The organism is Methylopila sp. 73B (assembly GCF_000526315.1).
Taxonomy (GTDB): Bacteria; Pseudomonadota; Alphaproteobacteria; order Rhizobiales; family Methylopilaceae; genus Methylopila.
Window position 1 is genome coordinate 3,643,987 of the sequence record NZ_JAFV01000001.1, and the last position, 15,546, is coordinate 3,659,532.

Consider the following 15,546-nt stretch of genomic DNA (forward strand, 5'->3'; position numbering starts at 1 on the left):
CCGGGTCCAGCCGCGCTGGGCTCAGACCGCGGCGCGCGGGTCCTTCGCGGCGAGGCGGGCCAGGAGATAGTCCACCTCCGCCTTCGCCTTGGCGGAGAGCGCCGCGCCCGGCTTGCGCTGGGCGTCGGAGGCGATGAAGCCGCGCCGCATCATCACGTACTTCCGCACGGCCAGGCCCACGCCCTGCTGCTGCTCGTAGCGCAGCAGCGGCAGGTGGGCGTCGAACAGGTCGTGCGCCGCGTCCCGGCGTCCCTCGCCTTGCAGGCGCACGACGTCGGCCAGCATCTCGGGGAAGGCGTAGCCGGTCATCGCGCCGTCGGCGCCGCGCTCCATCTCGAAATCGAGGAACAGGCCGCCGTTGCCGGTGAGGATCGAGATCGGCCGCATCGAGCCCTCGGCCTGGAAGCCGCGCAGGGTCGAGATCTTCTCGAGGCCCGGCCAGTCCTCGTGCTTCAGCATCACGCAGGAGGGATTGTCCTCGACGATGCGGCGGATGACCATCGGCGTCATCTGCACCGTCAGGGTCAGGGGATAGTCCTGGATGACGAAGGGGACGTCGGCGCCGACCGCCTCCACCGCCTGGGCGTAGTAGCCGACGATCTGGTCGTCGGTGCGGAGCGACGGCGGCGGCGCGATCATCACGCCGGCCGCGCCGCGGTCCATCACCGCGCGGGCGAGCGAGCGCATGGCGGCGAAGCCGGGGGCCGACACCCCGACGATCACGGGCAGGCCCGGCATGCCGTCGATGAACCGGCTGGTGAGGTCGAGCGCCTCGTCCGGCTCGAGCTTCGGCGCTTCGCCCATGATGCCGAGCACCGTGACGCCGGTCGCCCCCGCTGCGAGGTAGGCCGCGATCAGCGTCTCCACCGAGCCGTGGTCGATCGCTCCGTCGGCCGTGAAGGGCGTCGGCGCGATCGGGAAGAGGCCGGCGGCGGAGGACGTGAGGCGCATGGGGAGACCTGTCTGCGGATGCGTGCGGAGGGTGGGAGATACCCCGGACGCGGCGGGGCGGGAAGCCGCGGCCGTCCGCGCCACGCTCCGACGCCCGGAGCGCCGCCCCGTTCGGCGACGCGGGCCGACATCGGCCGTTCTAGCGTTACGTCGGCGTCAGGCGCTAAGCGAGGGCCTGACATCGCGCCGGCATCCGGGCGCCGCAGAGCTCAGAGCCATGACCGATCCTCACTCCCACGACCACGCCGCCCACGACCACGCGTCTCATGACGGCGGTCACCAGGAGCGGTCCGACTCCCACGCCGGCCACGCCCATGGTCCCGGCGGCCACACCCATGCTCCGGCCTCCTTCGGCCGCGCCTTCGCGCTCGGGATCGGGCTCAACACCGCCTTCGTCGCGGTGGAGGCGTTCTACGGCTACGCCAGCGGCTCGCTCGCGCTGGTCGCGGACGCCGCGCACAACCTGTTCGACGTCGCGGGGCTGATCGTCGCCTGGATCGCGTCCGTGCTCTCGCAGAGGCCGCCGTCCGCGCGCTTCAGCTACGGGCTCCGGGCGAGCTCGATCCTCGCCGCGCTGTTCAACGCGCTGTTCCTGCTGTTCGCCGTCGGCTTCATCGTGTGGGAGGCGGCCGACCGCTTCGCCGAGCCCCGGCCGGTCGCGGGCCTCACCGTGACCATCGTCGCCGCGATCGGCGTCGCCGTGAACGGCGGCACGGCGCTGCTGTTCCTGTCGGGCCGCAAGGGCGACATCAACATCAAGGGCGCCTACCTCCACATGGTGGCCGACGCCGCGGTCTCCGCGGCCGTCATCGTCGCGGGCCTCGCGGTGCTGGCCACCGGCTGGGAGCGGATCGACCCCATGGTCAGCCTCGGGGTCGCCGTCGTGATCCTGATCGGGACCTGGGGCCTGCTGCGCGACAGCGTCACCATGTCGCTCGACGCCGCGCCCCCGCACGTCGACCCCGAGCAGGTGCGCGTCTTCCTCGCCGCCCGGCCGGGCGTCGTGGAGGTGCACGACCTCCACATCTGGGCCATGAGCACGACCGAGACGGCGCTGACGGCGCACCTCGTCATGCCCGGCGGGCACCCCGGCGACGCGCCGATGCGGACGATCGCCGCCGAGTTGCGCGAACGCTTCCAGATCGCCCATCCCACGATCCAGATCGAGCTCGAACAGGGCCGCTGCGCCTTCGCGCCTGATCACGCGGTGTGAGCCTTGGGGCGTTCAGCCGATCGTCATGCGGCGACCGCCTGCGCCCATGGCGCGGCCGTCAGCCGGCGGCTCAGAAACTCGATCAGGGCCGTCACCCGCGCCGGCCGGAACGCGCCCGGCGGCGTCACCACATGGAGGGCGATCGGCGGCGGCGACCAGCCGGGCAGCGCGGCCTCCAGCCGGCCGGACGCCAGGTCGTCGTAGACGATGAACTCCGGCTGCACCGCGAGGCCGAGGCCGGCGCGCAGGCTCGCGGTCAGGGCGTCGGCGTTGTTGGCGCGCAGGGGGCCGGAGACATTTACCGCCTCCTCCGCGCCGGAGGCGTCGACGAACCGCCAGCGGTCCCACCCCGGCAGGTAGGCGTAGCCGAGGCAGGCGTGGGCCTCGAGGTCGCGCGGATGCTCCGGGCGCCCCGCCCGCGCGAAGTAGGCCGGCGCGCCGACGACGAGCCGTCGCACCTCGCACAGCCGCCGGGCCCTGAGCCGGGAATCCGCCAGCGCGGCGATCCGGAGCGCCACGTCGAAGCCCTCGCCGATCAGGTCCACCTGAGCGTCGGCGAGGTGAAGGTCGACGGAGACCTGGGGGTGCGCCGCGAGGAACGCCGGCAGCAGCGGCGCGACATGGGCGATCCCGAACGACATCGGGACCGCGAGCCGCACCCGCCCGCGCGGCGTGGCGGAGCCGGCGACCGCCTCGGCCTCCGCGGCCTCGCCCGCCTTCAGGATGCGCTCGGCGCTGTCGGCGGCGGCCCGCCCGGCCTCCGTCAGCGACAGCCGGCGCGTGGTGCGGTGGAGCAGGGGCGTGGCGAGCCGCGCCTCCAGCCGCGCCACGGCCTTCGACACCGTGGCCTTGGAGAGCGCCAGCTCCTCGGCCGCGCGGGCGAAGGAGCCGCGGGCCGCGACGCGGGCGAAGATCGCCCAGGCTTCGAAATCCGGCAGGGTCGTCATGATCAACCTGGAAACAGTCAGTTTCGATTGTTTCTATTTAGATCCTAACAGAAGTGCGTACTTTCGTTCCAACGCAAACCGCCGGACCCGAAAGGCTCACCCGATGACCTCCGCCCTGCACCATGTGACCGCCGTGAGCGGTCCCGCCGCCCGCAACGTCCGGTTCTACACGGACGTGCTCGGCCTTCGCCTCGTCAAGAAGACCGTCAACTTCGACGATCCCGGCGCCTATCACCTGTACTACGGCGACGACGCCGGTCGTCCGGGCTCGATCCTCACCTTCTTCCCGTGGGAGCATGCGGCCGTCGGCCGGGTGGGCGTCGGCGAGACCTCGCGCACCGCCTTCCGCGTGCCGCGCGCCTCGATCGGCTTCTGGACCCAGCGCTTCGTCGAGGCCGCCGTCTCCCATGAGGCGCCGGTGGTCCGCTTCGGCGAAACCACCCTGGCGTTCAAGGATCACGACGGGCTCTCGCTTGCCCTCGTCGGCGTCGAAGGCGCCGAAAACGAGCCGGGCTGGGGCGGGGCGAAGATCCCGGCCGGGCACGCCATCCGCGGCTTCCACGGCGTGACGCTGCTGCTTCGGGACGCCGCGCCCACGGCCGCGATCCTGACCAACGTGTTCGGCCAGACGGAGGTCGGGCGCGAGGGAAGCGTCACCCGCTTCGACGCCGGCGGCGAGGGCTACGGCCGCTTCGTCGACCTGCACGCGGCGGGCGACTTCCTGCCCGGCCGCCCCGGTCGCGGCGGCGTCCACCATGTCGCCTTCCGGGCGGCGGACGACGTGGCGCAGGCCGAGATGGCCCGCAAGCTGGTGACCGAGCATGGCCTCGGCGTGACCGAGCAGAAGGACCGCAACTACTTCCGCTCGATCTACTTCCGGGAGCCGGGCGGCGTGCTGTTCGAGATCGCCACCGACGCGCCGGGCTTCGCGATCGACGAGCCGGCGGAGACGCTCGGCCAGGCGCTGAAGCTGCCGCCCTTCCTCGAGGCGCTGCGGCCGAAGATCGAAGAACGGCTCCCCGCGCTCGCGTGAGAGGGCGGCCTTTAAGCTCGACGCGCCCCTTGGTCCCCCTCCCCCTTGCGGGGAGGGGTTAGGGGTGGGGGTGGCCCAGAATCAAGCTCCGCCGCCACGGCGTGCTCCCCCCGCCGGCCATGGGACGGTCGGGGGCTCGATCTAAAGCCACCGAACGCCGGCCCTCCCTGCAAGGGAGGACGCAGCCTGAAACGTCAAATTCCCCGAACCGAAGGAGTGACGCCCATGAGCGCGCAGGACCTCTCGTTCGTGCATGTCCACCGGCCCGCGACGCGGCCCGCGCTTCCCCCGCTGCTGCTGCTGCACGGCACCGGCGGCGACGAGACCGATCTCTTGCCCTTCGGGGAGGCGATCGCGCCGGGCGCGGCGCTGCTGTCGCCTCGTGGACAGGTGCTGGAGCGCGGCGCGCCGCGGTTCTTCCGCAGGCTGGCCGAAGGCGTGTTCGACGAGGACGACGTTCACCGCCGGGCGGGCGACCTCGCCCGCTTCGTCGCCGAGGCGCGCACGGCCTACGGGATCGCCGCTCCGGTCGCGCTCGGCTACTCCAACGGCGCCAACATCGCCGCGGCCCTGATGCTGCTGCATCCCGGCACGCTCGCGGGCGCCGCGCTGCTGCGGGCCATGCCGCCGCTGACGACGCCGCCCGCCGCGGAGCTTGACGCGGCTCCCGTCCTGATGCTGTCGGGCGCGCTCGACCCCATCGCCTCGGGCGCGCACGCGGCCCTGCTGGAACGGCAGCTGCGCGCGGCGGGCGCGGCGGTGACGCTCGAGACCTTGCCGGCGAGCCATGGGCTCACCCGGATGGACCTCGAGGCGGCGACCCGCTGGTACGCGCGCCTCGCCGCCGAGGGGCGGGTCGAGGCGGCGTCCTGAACGGAGGGCCGTCCGCCCCGACTCAGCCGGCGGACGGCCGCGCGACGATCCTGTCGCCCTGGCGTGCGACGAGGCCCATCGCCTCGAAGGCGGCGAGCCAGCCCTCCATCGGCCAGCGCCTCCATTTCGCGTGGAACAGCTCCGCGTTGCGGACGATGTCGGCGAGGTGCTCGATCGGCGGGTCGCTCACGGGGTGGTGCTGGTGGAATGCCGGCGCGCCGCCGAGAAACAGCAGCGGCGTCCCCGTCGCCTGCGCCGTGAGGCCGAAGTCGGTGTCCTCGCCGCCGTAGCCGACGAAGGTCTCGTCGAAGCCGCCGAGCGCCTCGAAGGTCGCGCGGCGGACGCCGAAGGCGAGCGACCAGAACAGGCCGGGGTTCGGCTCCGGCCGCAGTCCCTCCGCGGGGAAGGGGCGCACCGGATGGGGGCGACCGGCGGCGCGGAGCGCGTCCTCCGTCCAGGGGCCGCGGGCGTCGTCGGGGCCGAGGTAGAGCGCCTCGGGGCAGATCAGCGCGTCGGCCTCGTCGAGCGCGGTCTCGATCGCGTCGATGAGTCCGGCGGAGGGGATGCAGTCGGCGTCGAGGAACAGCAGGCGGCCGCCGGTCGCCAGCCGCGCCGCGCGGTTGCGCGCCGCGGCGAGCGGTAGGGTCCTGTCGGGCAGGCGCGCCACGCTGACCGGGAACGGCGCAGGCGGCAAGGCGAGGGCGCTGTCGTTCATGTCGACGACGACCAGTTCGCGCGGGAGGCGATCCGAGCGCCGAAGCCCTTCCAGCAGGTTGAGCAGGTGAGCCGTGCGGTTGCGCGCGAGCGTCAGGACGCTGAGGTCGCTCACGGCGCCCGCCGCCAGAGGTCGAGGCGGTAGCGGTCGGTCCGCTCGCTCCGGGCCGCCTGGAACGGCGCCGAGATCGCGTCGGCGAGCTTCGCCACCGCCTCGTCGCCGGTCTGCGGGTAGTCGGTCTCGCCGATCCAGTGCACCAGCAGCACGTCGCCGCCGGGGGCGAGGGCCGCGTCGATCCGCTGGCCGGCCAAGACGATGTCCGCGTCGCTCCAGTAGTAGACGACCTCGGACAGCAGGATCAGGTCGAACGCCCCCGCGGGCGCCTCCGCGGGGAAAGACGCGCGGCTGAAGCTCACGGTTTCGAGGCCCGCGCAGCGCGCGCGGGCTCTGGCCAGCGCGCTGTCGCTGACGTCCAGCGCGACGAGGTCGCCGGCGTGGTCCGCCACCCGGCGGGTCAGCACGCCGTTGGCGCAGCCGACCTCGAGCGCGCGGTCGTAGCGGCGGCCGGCGAGCGCCGCGATCGTGCGGTCGTACTTCGCCTGTTCGTAGGCGCTGGTCTCGAAGCGCCAGGGGTCGGGGTCGGCCTTGAACATGCCCTCGAAATAGTCCGGCGGCAGGGACTGGTCAGGACGCATGGCGGAAGCTCCGGAGGTACAGCACGTCGGCGGGGGCCATGCGGCGCAGACGCTCGGGCACGCGGAAGCCGTCGCCGTGGAGCGGGGTCATCTGGCTGCGGTGGGCGGCGAGCGCGAGGCCGCGCGGGCCGGCCGGCGCGGGCTCGGTGCGGAACGCGCGGTAGCTCGCCGGCATCGCTTCCTCCGCCCAGACGACGTATTCGAACACGCGGAACGGCCGGGGGGCGGCGGCGGCCAGGGCATAGGCCAGCGCGCAGGCGGCCTTGTGATCGCAATGGGGATCGCGCCCGCTGGTGACGGCGACGGCGTCGACCTGACCCCTGCGGCAGAGCGCGGCGAGCGTGGCGAGCGCGCGCGCCCAGCGCGGGTCGCCCGCCTCGGGCGGCGCGGCGTCGGGCCAGTCGAGAAAGGTCGGCGGCGGCGCGAAGGGCGTCAGCCGCCGGAGCGCGCGGCGCGCCTCGGCGCGCCTGATGGCGGCCAGATCGCGCGGGCCGCGGTCGCCGTGGGAGGCCGCGCCGTCGGTGAGAAACGCGACGCCGGCGAGCCGGTCGTCGGCCGCCGCCTCGCGGATCAGCGCGCCGGCGCCGATGGTCTCGTCGTCGGCGTGCGGCGCGAGCACCAGCCAGCGGGCCCTGGCCCAGGCGCTTTGGTTGAGCCGGGCGGCGGACCGAGGCGCGGTCACCACAGCTCGTCGCCCTCGCCCCAGACGTCGTGGTCGAGCCATGCCTTGGCGGCCTCGTCGCGGGCGTGGTCCGGGCCGGCCTGGCGGAGGTAGAGGCTGAGATCGCGGATGATCTTGTCGATCCGCGTGCCCTCGACCGCGCTGCGCGTGCCGACGAGGCGCGCGGAGAGCTCCATCACGTCGAGCGCCGCGCGCTCGACCACGCCGCGGGTCATCTGCACGAAGGGCTTGGCGTCGGGATGGTCGGCGGCGGCGCGGTCCGCCGCCTCGCGCACCCAGAGGCCCGCCCCGCGGGTCGCGGCCACGGCCTCGCCGAACTTCGCGCGCTGCAGCGGGTCCGCGCGGGCGGCTTCGGACAGCGCCGCGCGGGTCTCGGCCAGCAGCGCTTCCACGCCGCCGAGCTGCACGGCGAGAAACCGCCACGCCCCGGCCGTGAAGCGCGGTTCGATGTCGTAGACGCCGGGATCGCCCAGCAGGTCGTCGTCGGCGGGGCGCACCCCGGTGACGTCGTAGGAGCCGCTCGCGGTGGCGCGCATGCCGCGCATGGTCCAGGCGGACAAATCCGTGCGGTCGGCGATGTTCGCCGCGACGACGACCAGCCGGCGCGGCCCGTCGTCCGGCCGAGCGGTGACGATGGCGTAGTCGAGGCTGCCGGCGCCGGTCGCGAACCGCTTGGCGCCGTCGAGCCGCCAGCCGAACGGGTCCCTGGCGAGGGCGACGCCGGGGGTCGGCTCGGTCGCCCAGACGCCGAACAGCCGGCCGGCGGCGAGATCCCGGGCCAAGCGCTTGTGCTGACGGTCCGAGCCGTACCAGGCGAACAGCTTCAACGCGTTGACGTGGCCCTCGAAGATGCGGCCGAGGCTGAGGTCCGCGCGCCCCACCATCCTGAGGCAATCGAACAGCGCCCGGTTCTCCTCCTGCGGCGATCGGAAGACCTCGCCGCCGGCGGCCGGCGGCGCGAAGGTCTGGTGCATCCGGGACCGAACCAGGAGCGCGGCGCTCTCGGCCGGATAGACGCCCTTCGCGTCGTAGGCCGCGCCGAGTTCGGCGAGCGCCCCGTCGAGCAGGGCGAAGCGTAACGCGGTGGCGGGAAGGTTGGTCATGAGGTCGCCTGATCCAGGATGAAGGCCGCCGCTTTCGCGAGGCCCGCGGGGTCGTGCAGGCCGGCGATCCGCCGGGTGTCCAGCCGCCCGGCCGCGTCGAGGGTCGCTGGCCAGTCCGCGGCGTTCGGCCAGCGCGGCCGGACGACCGCAGCGCCCAGGGCCTCGAGCGCCGCGGCCTTGGCCGCCTGCTCGCCATAGGCCCGGTCTTCGGGCACGCAGACGAAGGGACGGCCGGCGGCCGCGACCGCGCCCAGGACGCCGTCGCCGGCGCCGCCGACCACGACGCCCGCGGCGGCGATCGCACGCTCCGGATCGTCGGTCCAGCCGAGGACGTTGAGGTTGTCGGGGCACGGCGTCGGGGGCTCGCCCGGGCCGATGACGCGCCACTCCCGCCCCGGAGTCGCGCCGGCCGCCGCGGCGAGGTCGGCGCCGGTGACGCGCGATCCCCCCCGCCCGAACGCGACCATGACGACGTTGTCGTCCGGCGCCGCCGGCTTCGGGGCGACGGCCAGCCCGCTGACGTAACGCGTCTTGGCGCGCACCCAGTCGGGCGTGCGCGGGTCCTCCAGCCGTTCGTCGAACGGCGCGAGCAGAGCCTGCGCGCCGCGGAAGGCGTCGAGATGGGCGGGATCGGACCGGTCGCCGGCCAGCCGGACGTAGACGGTGGGCGTGGCGCACAGGCGGGCGAGCATGGCGACCTCCACGGAGACGTCGACCACGAGAAGCGCGGGGCGCCGTTCCGCGATCCAGCCTGCGATCGCGAGCGCCCGCGCGCGGACTCCATCATGATTATAGGGCGCGTAATGCAGCGCCTCCGGGCGCTCGGCGGCGTCGTCGCGGCCATCGAAGCCGTCAGCCTGCGGGCGGTCGTCGGGGATGTCGAGCGTTTCGAACGGGCCGTGCATGCCGGCGACCCCCGTGCCGATGAGCGTGAAGCGACCGGGCGCCAAGGCGGCGATGGCGGCCGCGCGGCGCCGGTGGCCTTCGCCCTGGTGATGAACGTAATAGCCGATCGGAGCTCGGCTCACGCCGCGACCTCCGTCGCCGCCGGCGCGTCCAGTCGGAAGTCGCACGGCATGGGAGGGAGCTCGGGCTCGAGGCTCGCGATCAGCGCGTCGCCGCCGGCGCGGCTGCGCAGATCGCGGCGCCACAGCGCGCGCTCGCGCCAGAGTTCGAAGGAGGGCAGCAGCAGGGCGTCGGACGTCGGGTCGCCAAGCCGCGCCATCGCCGCGGCCATGCCGCCGCTCGCGCGGCCCGCGGTCCGCGGCGAGACCCGCACCCAGACGTCCAGCGGGTGCGACAACCGGGCTCCCGCCGCCTGCGCCGCCATCACGAAGGCACAGTCCTCGCCGGTTGGGCGCAGCGGCACGCCGCCCGCCGCGCGATAGGCGGCGGCCGTGACCGCGAGGCTCCCGCCGGTGTTGTCGCCATGCCGCGGGGGCAGGTCCCACGGCCGCGGGTCGAGTTCGTCCTCGATCCGTCGAACCTCCGCCCAATAAGCGGCGAGCGCCGCCCAGCGCGCGCGCACGAGCGCCGGCGCAGGCTCGGCCTCGTCGAGCACAAGCGCGCCGCCCACGAGGTCGGCGCCGCGATCGATCGCCGCCACGTTCGCGGAGACCCAGTGCGGCGGCGGACACGCGTCGGCGTCGGTGGTGAGCAGGACCCCGCCGCCGTCGCCGTCAAGCAACTCGAGCGCGAGGTCCATCGCCCGGCGGCGGGCGGATCCCGCATGGGCGAGTTCGGGAGGGAAAACAGCTTCGTCGATGTGAAGAACCAGTTGGTCGTGGCGCCGCGAGGACAGCCCGTCCAGGACCTCGCGCGAGGCGTCGGTCGTGTTGTTGAGCGCGACGACCACGGGCAGCGGAGACGGCCAGTCCTGCGAGGCGAGCGCCGCGATCAGCCGTGGCAGGCGTTCCGCCTCATCACGGGCCGGCACGCAGACGACGACTCGCCGAGGCTCAGGCCCGCGCGCGCTCATACCGCGAGGGCCAGATCGGACTGGGCGATCGGGCCCCTGAGCTCAGCGCCGCCCTGAGTGGCGAGCCGACGGTACAGGTCCTCATAACTGTCGATCATCACATCCACGTCGCAATGCTGTTCGGCGCGGTCGCGGCAGGCGCGTCGGTCGAGCCGCTGGGCCGCAATCGCGGCCGCCGCAAGGCTCTCGGCGTCGTCCGGACGCGCCAGCACGCCACACGTCTGGTCGACGATCTCGGCGATCGCGCCGCGTGCGAAGGCCGCGACCGGCGTCCCGCAGGCGAGCGACTCGGCGGCGACAAGACCGTAGGGCTCCTCCCAGCAGGGTGTGAACAGCAGCGCGCGCGCCCCGCCGATCACCGCGGCGAGCCGGCCGTGCTCGAGATGCCCGAGATGGATGGCGTTGGGACCGAGCCGAGGGACGATCTCGGCGGCGAAATAATCAGGATTTGAGATCGGCCCGGCGATCCGCAGCTGCGCGCCCGCAATGCGGGCCGCGTCCATGGCGAAATGAAGCCCCTTTTCCGGGACGATCCGTCCGGACCAGACCAGATAGGGCTCGGGGTCGGGCTCCGCCTGGAAGGCGAACCGGTCGAGGTCGATGCCGTTCAGCACAACGCCTTCGATCGGCGCGATCGGATTCCACAGCTGGCGCAGCGCCTCCGACACCGCGACGAAGGTCGCGCGCTGCGACCGGCAGAGCCGAACGCCGCTTTCGAGCCAACAGAACGGCGGCGTGTGCAACGTCGTCACCATCGGCGTCGCGACGGTGTCGGCCATCGCGACCGGCAGGTAGTGCAGGGCGTTGTTGTGGATGACGTCGAAGTCCCGCGAGGCGAGGTCCGTCATCAGCCTCAGATAGGCGTGGTGCTCGCGGAAGAAGGCGACGTCGGTCGCTTCCGCGACGCCGACTTCCTCGAGCGCGGTCTCGTCGCAGATCGCCTCAAGCCCGAGCGCCTTGTCCGAGCGCGTCGAGGCGAACACCGTCACATCATGATCGCGCTCGCGAAGCCCTCTCGCCAGGAGATGGGTGTGCGTCTCCAATCCGCCTGCGAAGGGCTCGCTGATCGGATGCTTCAAGTGGGCGATGATGGCGATGCGCAAACTGGGGTCCTGGCTCTTGAGGAAAGACGAAAGGGCGCCCCGGAACGGGCGCCCTCCCATGAGCCGAGATGTCAGAGCTTCGCGTGCAGCTTCGACGCGATCTCGAAAATCTCGGACGGGTCGTAGTCCGTCGTGAAGGCGGAGGACGCCCCCTTCAGTTCGTCGATCTTGCCGCCGTCGGGATGGCCCGAAACGACTTCCAGATCGCCGGGCGGGTCGCCCGGGAGAGCCTTCTCGCCGCCGCCCCAGACCGCTTCCATCTCGCGGTAGGTCTCCTCGCCCCAAGTGTAGAGGCGCCGGTGACTGCCCTCGTCGAGGTACTTCTGCGCCTCGGGGATCTTGGACAGGTCGATGTTCGGCGTCGGCAGCATCTTCTCCATCTCGACGCCCGTGAGCTTCTTCAGCGCGAGAGCGTAGGCATGCGCATGGACGGAGCCGCGCACCAGCAGATAACCGCAGACCTCACGGCCGGTCGGATCCGACAGGGTCTCGTAGACGCGAAGCTTGTGCATCCGCGCGCCGCACTCGAGGAAGAAGTTGTGCAGCAGATCGAGCACGAGATTTCCGGTCGAGAACACGAACGTGCCGTTCCACGGCAGTCCGTTGGAATCGACCGGCATGGCGCCGCCGCCCGCGTGCAGGAAGGAGGCCGCCGAGCGGATGTCCTTCATGTCCTCGAACGGCGCCTGCGAGATATCTCCCTTATGCTCCTTCTCCGGCGAAGGGCCGTTCGCGAGCATCGTGATTCCGTTCGCGACCAGCTCGACGTGACCAAGCTCTTCGGCCGTAATGCTGGCCACGAGGCTGTAGAACGGCATCACCTTCGATTTGTTACGAAAATTAAAGCTCTGATACATATAGTTATTCAGAGTGGACATTTCACCAAACTTGCCGCCGAGCAGCTCCTGCAACGCCGCTGCAGCGTTGGGATCGGCCCTTTTCGGCTTCGGAAGTTCAGCCTGAAGCTTGTCGATTCGCATGAACATGTTGGGACTTTCGAATATGTACGGGCGCCTCGCCGCCGGATCGGCGGCGAGGGAAAATAAAATTGACAGAGGCGATCAGGCGGCCTTGGAGGGCGCCTTCGTCGAAGCCTTGGCGCCGGTCGGCTTGTCCGTGGTCTCGCCCGTGACATCGAGGCCGAGCGCGATCTTGGACAGCAGTTCGTCCGCCTTCTTTTCTTCCGCGAGCGTCTGCTCGAGCAGCGGCACGGCTTCGTCGTAGCCGAGCTTGCCGGCCCAGGTCTTCAGCAGGCCGTAGCGTGCGATCTCGTAATGCTCCACCGCCTGCGCGCAGCCGATCAGGACATCGTCCGAGGCTTCGGTGCCGCCGAAGTCCTCGAGATCTTCCTCCATTTCGGAGGTGATTCCGGACATCGCTTCGCAGGTCTTCGCGCGGGCCGGCTTTCCGATGATCTCGAACACCTGAGTCAGGCGTTCGACCTGCTCCTGGCTTTCCTCGAGATGGTTTTCGAAAGCGGTCTTCAGCTCCGAAGACTGCGCGGCCTTGGCGGATTTCTTGAGCGCGCGGACGGACTGCTTCTCGGCGTAGTACACATCCTTGAGCGTCTCGTGAAAGGCGTCCGCGAGGGTCTTTTCCTTGGCCAAATGAGGCTCCCGTGTCTGTCGTGGACTCGGAAGACGTCTCAGGTGGACCCTCGTTCCGCCGGAATCGCGCCCCGGCTGGAGAGGGGCGGAATAAACCGATCCTGGGACCAGATTCCGTTATACGCGTATACGATCAGCGATCTGCAGCTCGATCCAACGTTCGGCCGCCTGCAAGTTGGCGAACAACGGAGGCTTCGTGCTCTCCACGCCGTTGAAGCCGGCCTCGAGGCTCCACTGGCCCTTGGCGGGTCCGTGGCTCGGATCGTCGAGCCTGACGATGACGGCGACGAGCCGACCCTCATGCAGCACGAGCCGTCCCTCTTCGTCGGCGGAGTCCGTCGCAACCCTAATCTCTTGGAACTCCATCAAGCGCGCCCTTCGGATGACTCGTCACGGTCTTTACGGAAGTGGAGATAAGAGGGATCAAAGTCGGCGAAGGACTTGAGCGCCCCGACGTCCGGGATCGCGATCTCGCGGTTGGTCTGCTGGATCAGACCCGAGCTGCGCAGCTTCTGGAGCGCGCGGTTGACCGACACGGTGGTGAGGCCGACCGTGTCCCCGAGCTCCGCCTGCGACAGCTCCAGCCGGAAGCTGTCGCTCGTGGCTTCGCCCACCACCTGCAGCCGGACGAGCAGCTCGCACAGAATGTGCGCCACGCGGACGCTCGGGGTGCGGCGGCCCATGTTGACGAGCCACTCGCGCAGGATCGAGGCGTTCACGAGCTCCGACCACCACAGCGCGCGCGCGAGCGCCGGCCGCGAGGTCAGCATGAGGATGTGCTCCTCGCTCAGCTCCGCGATCCGGCAGGCGGTCCGCGCCGCCATGCCATGGTCCATCCGATCGAGCAGGAAGCCGTAGAGGTCGCAGAAGTCGCCCGGCACGAGATAGCCGAGGATCTGCCGCTTCCCGTCCGCCAGGGTCTTGTAGCGGTAGCCGTGACCCTCAAGGATGACGTGCACGACGTCGGTCCGCTCGCCCTCGCGGACGATGTCGTCGCCGGCCTTCAGCGGCCGCCCACGCCCCACCACGGCGTGCAGCAGCGCTCTGTCGTCGTCGGGAAGGGGATGTAGCGCCTCGAGCTTGCCGAGGATAGCGGCGGACATGCAGTGCCTCCTGAACGCGGCGGTCGTCACACGTCGCCGCGACATAGGGCACCGCCAACGCGTCGGTAGCCGTTGGCGGAACGAACGTCCCACAGGCCGCCGTCGCGGTTGCGGCATGGAACGACCCCGCCCGCTGGCGGGTTGCTGGGGCGAAGACACCCACGACCCCAGAGCATGATGACCAATCCCCAGCGCTACCTTCGTTGCGTCGCGATCTGCGCGAGCGTGGTTCTCGCCCCGGCTCCGGGGCTGGCGCAGAGCCCAGGCCCGAGCCGCGTCCAGGGCGCGGCGTCCGGAAACGTGGACGTGCGCTTCAAGCTTCCGCACGCCATCGGGATTGCGGAGCGGGAGGGGCGCGGCAAGGCGATCAGCGCCGTCTTCACGCCCTTCGCGGCGGGCGGCGGCGCTCTCGAAGTGACGGTCATGCGGCCGGACAAGACGGTCGTGAAGTACCGCGTGGACGCCAACAACGGCTCTGTAATCAATGTCTCCGAGCAGACGATCGAAAGCTACGTCTCGTCGATCGATCCCGCGGCGCTGGCCGGCCTGACGTTTTCGATGGTCCAGGCCGTCACGGCGACGGAAGGCCAGGCGGACGGCGGCGCGGTCGTGGGCGCCGAGGTGCAGACCGAGGGCGACGGCCTCGCCTACGAGGTCAGCGTCGTGAAGGACGGCGAGACCAAGGCCTTCACCGTCACCCCCGACGGAAAGGTCGCCGCGGACTGAGGACGCGCACGGCGCGAGGCTTCAGGCGATCTCGTCCGCGATGTTCCGGACGCAGTCGAGGAGCGCGGCGACGATCGGCTGCGGGGGCTGCTCTTCGAAGCGGTACCGCGGCAGGCTGACGCTGACGCAGCCCGCCGGTCTGCCGTCGCGTCCGGCGATCGCGGCGCCGTAGCAGCAGATGTCGAGTTCGTTCTCCTGCAGGTCCAGCGCATAGCCGCGCGCCCGCGTCGCCTCGACGTCCGCCATCAGGGCGGCGCGCTCCGTGAAGGTGTGGGCGGTGCGCGCCGTCAGCGTCAGGCGCGCCGTCGCGCAATCCTCGGGGGACAGGGCCGCAAGCCAGGCCTTGCCGACCGAACTCGAATGCAGCGCGACGCGCGTTCCGATCCGAGACGCCATCCGCACGTTGCGGCGGGACTCGAGCTTTTCGATGTAGACCATCTCGGAGCCGCTCGGGATCGCAAGGTGCACGGTCTCGTCCAGAGCGTCGCGCAAGGCGACCAGATGCTCCTGGGCGGCCCGGCGCAGGTCCGAGCGGTCCCAGCTTCGGAACGCCAGGCTGATCAGTCGGGGCCCCAAAGCGAGGCGGCCGGTGCGGGGCTCCTCGATCGCAAGCCCCTCCGCCACCAGCGCGGCGACGATGCGGTGCGCGGTCGGACGGGGAAAGCCTGTCTGTCTGGCGAGCGAGGCCACGGTCAGCTCGCCCGGCGCGTCCGCGATCGCCTGCACCGCCCGCATGAACTTACCGAACGCGGCGGCGCCGGGCACGTCGGTCCGGTCGTGCGGGGCGGGCGTCTGCGGCGCGGTCTCCATGGCCTCG

The 15,546-nt window shown here is 71.6% G+C and carries 18 protein-coding genes; 4 read left to right on the top strand and 14 right to left on the bottom strand.

The genetic code is table 11. The features are described 5' to 3' along the window. Positions 1-21: 21 nt before the first annotated feature. Positions 22-951, bottom strand: a complete 930-nt coding sequence (locus K244_RS0117395) for a dihydrodipicolinate synthase family protein (RefSeq protein WP_020187568.1) — start codon at positions 949-951, stop codon at positions 22-24. 217 nt (positions 952-1,168) lie between these two features. On the opposite strand from K244_RS0117395, the gene K244_RS0117400 reads away from it, so the two are divergent. Beyond that, a complete protein-coding gene (locus tag K244_RS0117400; RefSeq protein ID WP_020187569.1) occupies positions 1,169-2,164 on the top strand; it encodes a cation diffusion facilitator family transporter in 996 nt (331 codons plus the stop codon). A 23-nt stretch (positions 2,165-2,187) separates the two neighbouring features. On the opposite strand, the gene K244_RS0117405 is transcribed toward K244_RS0117400, so the two are convergent. Then, positions 2,188-3,111, bottom strand: a complete 924-nt coding sequence (locus K244_RS0117405) for a LysR family transcriptional regulator (protein WP_020187570.1) — start codon at positions 3,109-3,111, stop codon at positions 2,188-2,190. A 103-nt stretch (positions 3,112-3,214) separates the two neighbouring features. On the opposite strand from K244_RS0117405, the gene K244_RS0117410 reads away from it, so the two are divergent. Continuing rightward, positions 3,215-4,144 carry a ring-cleaving dioxygenase gene (locus tag K244_RS0117410; protein ID WP_020187571.1) on the top strand — a complete coding sequence of 310 codons (930 nt, stop codon included), beginning with the start codon at positions 3,215-3,217 and terminating at the stop codon, positions 4,142-4,144. A 225-nt stretch (positions 4,145-4,369) separates the two neighbouring features. Beyond that, the gene (locus K244_RS0117415) at positions 4,370-5,017 is read left to right on the top strand and encodes an alpha/beta hydrolase (RefSeq protein ID WP_020187572.1); all 648 of its coding nucleotides are present in this window, start codon (positions 4,370-4,372) and stop codon (positions 5,015-5,017) included. 22 nt (positions 5,018-5,039) lie between these two features. Here K244_RS0117415 and K244_RS0117420 read toward each other — a convergent pair whose 3' ends face one another. From K244_RS0117420 to K244_RS0117470, 11 genes are all read right to left on the bottom strand, one after another. Further along, positions 5,040-5,846 (bottom strand): glycosyltransferase, encoded by an 807-nt coding sequence (locus K244_RS0117420; RefSeq protein ID WP_020187573.1) that lies wholly within the window; start codon positions 5,844-5,846, stop codon positions 5,040-5,042. Next, entirely contained in the window at positions 5,843-6,427 is a 585-nt protein-coding gene (locus K244_RS0117425; protein ID WP_020187574.1) for an SAM-dependent methyltransferase, read from the bottom strand. The genes K244_RS0117420 and K244_RS0117425 overlap by 4 nt, the downstream gene beginning before the upstream one ends. Then, on the bottom strand, positions 6,417-7,109 hold the full coding sequence (locus tag K244_RS22170; protein ID WP_197027183.1) for a PIG-L family deacetylase: 693 nt from the start codon (positions 7,107-7,109) through the stop codon (positions 6,417-6,419). Before K244_RS22170 ends, K244_RS0117425 begins: the two co-directional genes overlap by 11 nt. Then, complete coding sequence (locus tag K244_RS0117435) at positions 7,106-8,212, bottom strand: acyl-CoA dehydrogenase family protein (protein WP_020187576.1); 1,107 nt, start codon at positions 8,210-8,212, stop codon at positions 7,106-7,108. Before K244_RS0117435 ends, K244_RS22170 begins: the two co-directional genes overlap by 4 nt. Further along, on the bottom strand, positions 8,209-9,240 hold the full coding sequence (locus K244_RS0117440; protein ID WP_020187577.1) for a glycosyltransferase: 1,032 nt from the start codon (positions 9,238-9,240) through the stop codon (positions 8,209-8,211). The genes K244_RS0117435 and K244_RS0117440 overlap by 4 nt, the downstream gene beginning before the upstream one ends. Continuing rightward, entirely contained in the window at positions 9,237-10,148 is a 912-nt protein-coding gene (locus K244_RS0117445) for a glycosyltransferase family A protein (protein WP_020187578.1), read from the bottom strand. Before K244_RS0117445 ends, K244_RS0117440 begins: the two co-directional genes overlap by 4 nt. A 38-nt stretch (positions 10,149-10,186) precedes the next feature. Beyond that, positions 10,187-11,293 carry a glycosyltransferase family 4 protein gene (locus K244_RS0117450; RefSeq protein ID WP_020187579.1) on the bottom strand — a complete coding sequence of 369 codons (1,107 nt, stop codon included), beginning with the start codon at positions 11,291-11,293 and terminating at the stop codon, positions 10,187-10,189. Positions 11,294-11,364: 71 nt separating this feature from the next. Then, positions 11,365-12,279 carry a manganese catalase family protein gene (locus K244_RS0117455; protein ID WP_020187580.1) on the bottom strand — a complete coding sequence of 305 codons (915 nt, stop codon included), beginning with the start codon at positions 12,277-12,279 and terminating at the stop codon, positions 11,365-11,367. A 75-nt stretch (positions 12,280-12,354) separates the two neighbouring features. After that, the gene (locus K244_RS0117460) at positions 12,355-12,900 is read right to left on the bottom strand and encodes a ferritin-like domain-containing protein (protein WP_020187581.1); all 546 of its coding nucleotides are present in this window, start codon (positions 12,898-12,900) and stop codon (positions 12,355-12,357) included. Between the two features lie 117 nt (positions 12,901-13,017). Further along, positions 13,018-13,266 carry a hypothetical protein gene (locus tag K244_RS0117465; protein ID WP_020187582.1) on the bottom strand — a complete coding sequence of 83 codons (249 nt, stop codon included), beginning with the start codon at positions 13,264-13,266 and terminating at the stop codon, positions 13,018-13,020. Further along, complete coding sequence (locus tag K244_RS0117470) at positions 13,266-14,003, bottom strand: Crp/Fnr family transcriptional regulator (RefSeq protein ID WP_020187583.1); 738 nt, start codon at positions 14,001-14,003, stop codon at positions 13,266-13,268. Before K244_RS0117470 ends, K244_RS0117465 begins: the two co-directional genes overlap by 1 nt. Positions 14,004-14,177: 174 nt before the next feature. Between K244_RS0117470 and K244_RS22820 the strand changes: the two genes are divergently transcribed. Continuing rightward, complete coding sequence (locus K244_RS22820) at positions 14,178-14,729, top strand: PepSY domain-containing protein (RefSeq protein ID WP_020187584.1); 552 nt, start codon at positions 14,178-14,180, stop codon at positions 14,727-14,729. Between the two features lie 21 nt (positions 14,730-14,750). On the opposite strand, the gene K244_RS0117480 is transcribed toward K244_RS22820, so the two are convergent. Next, the gene (locus K244_RS0117480) at positions 14,751-15,539 is read right to left on the bottom strand and encodes an IclR family transcriptional regulator (protein ID WP_020187585.1); all 789 of its coding nucleotides are present in this window, start codon (positions 15,537-15,539) and stop codon (positions 14,751-14,753) included. Between the last annotated feature and the right edge of the window lie 7 nt (positions 15,540-15,546).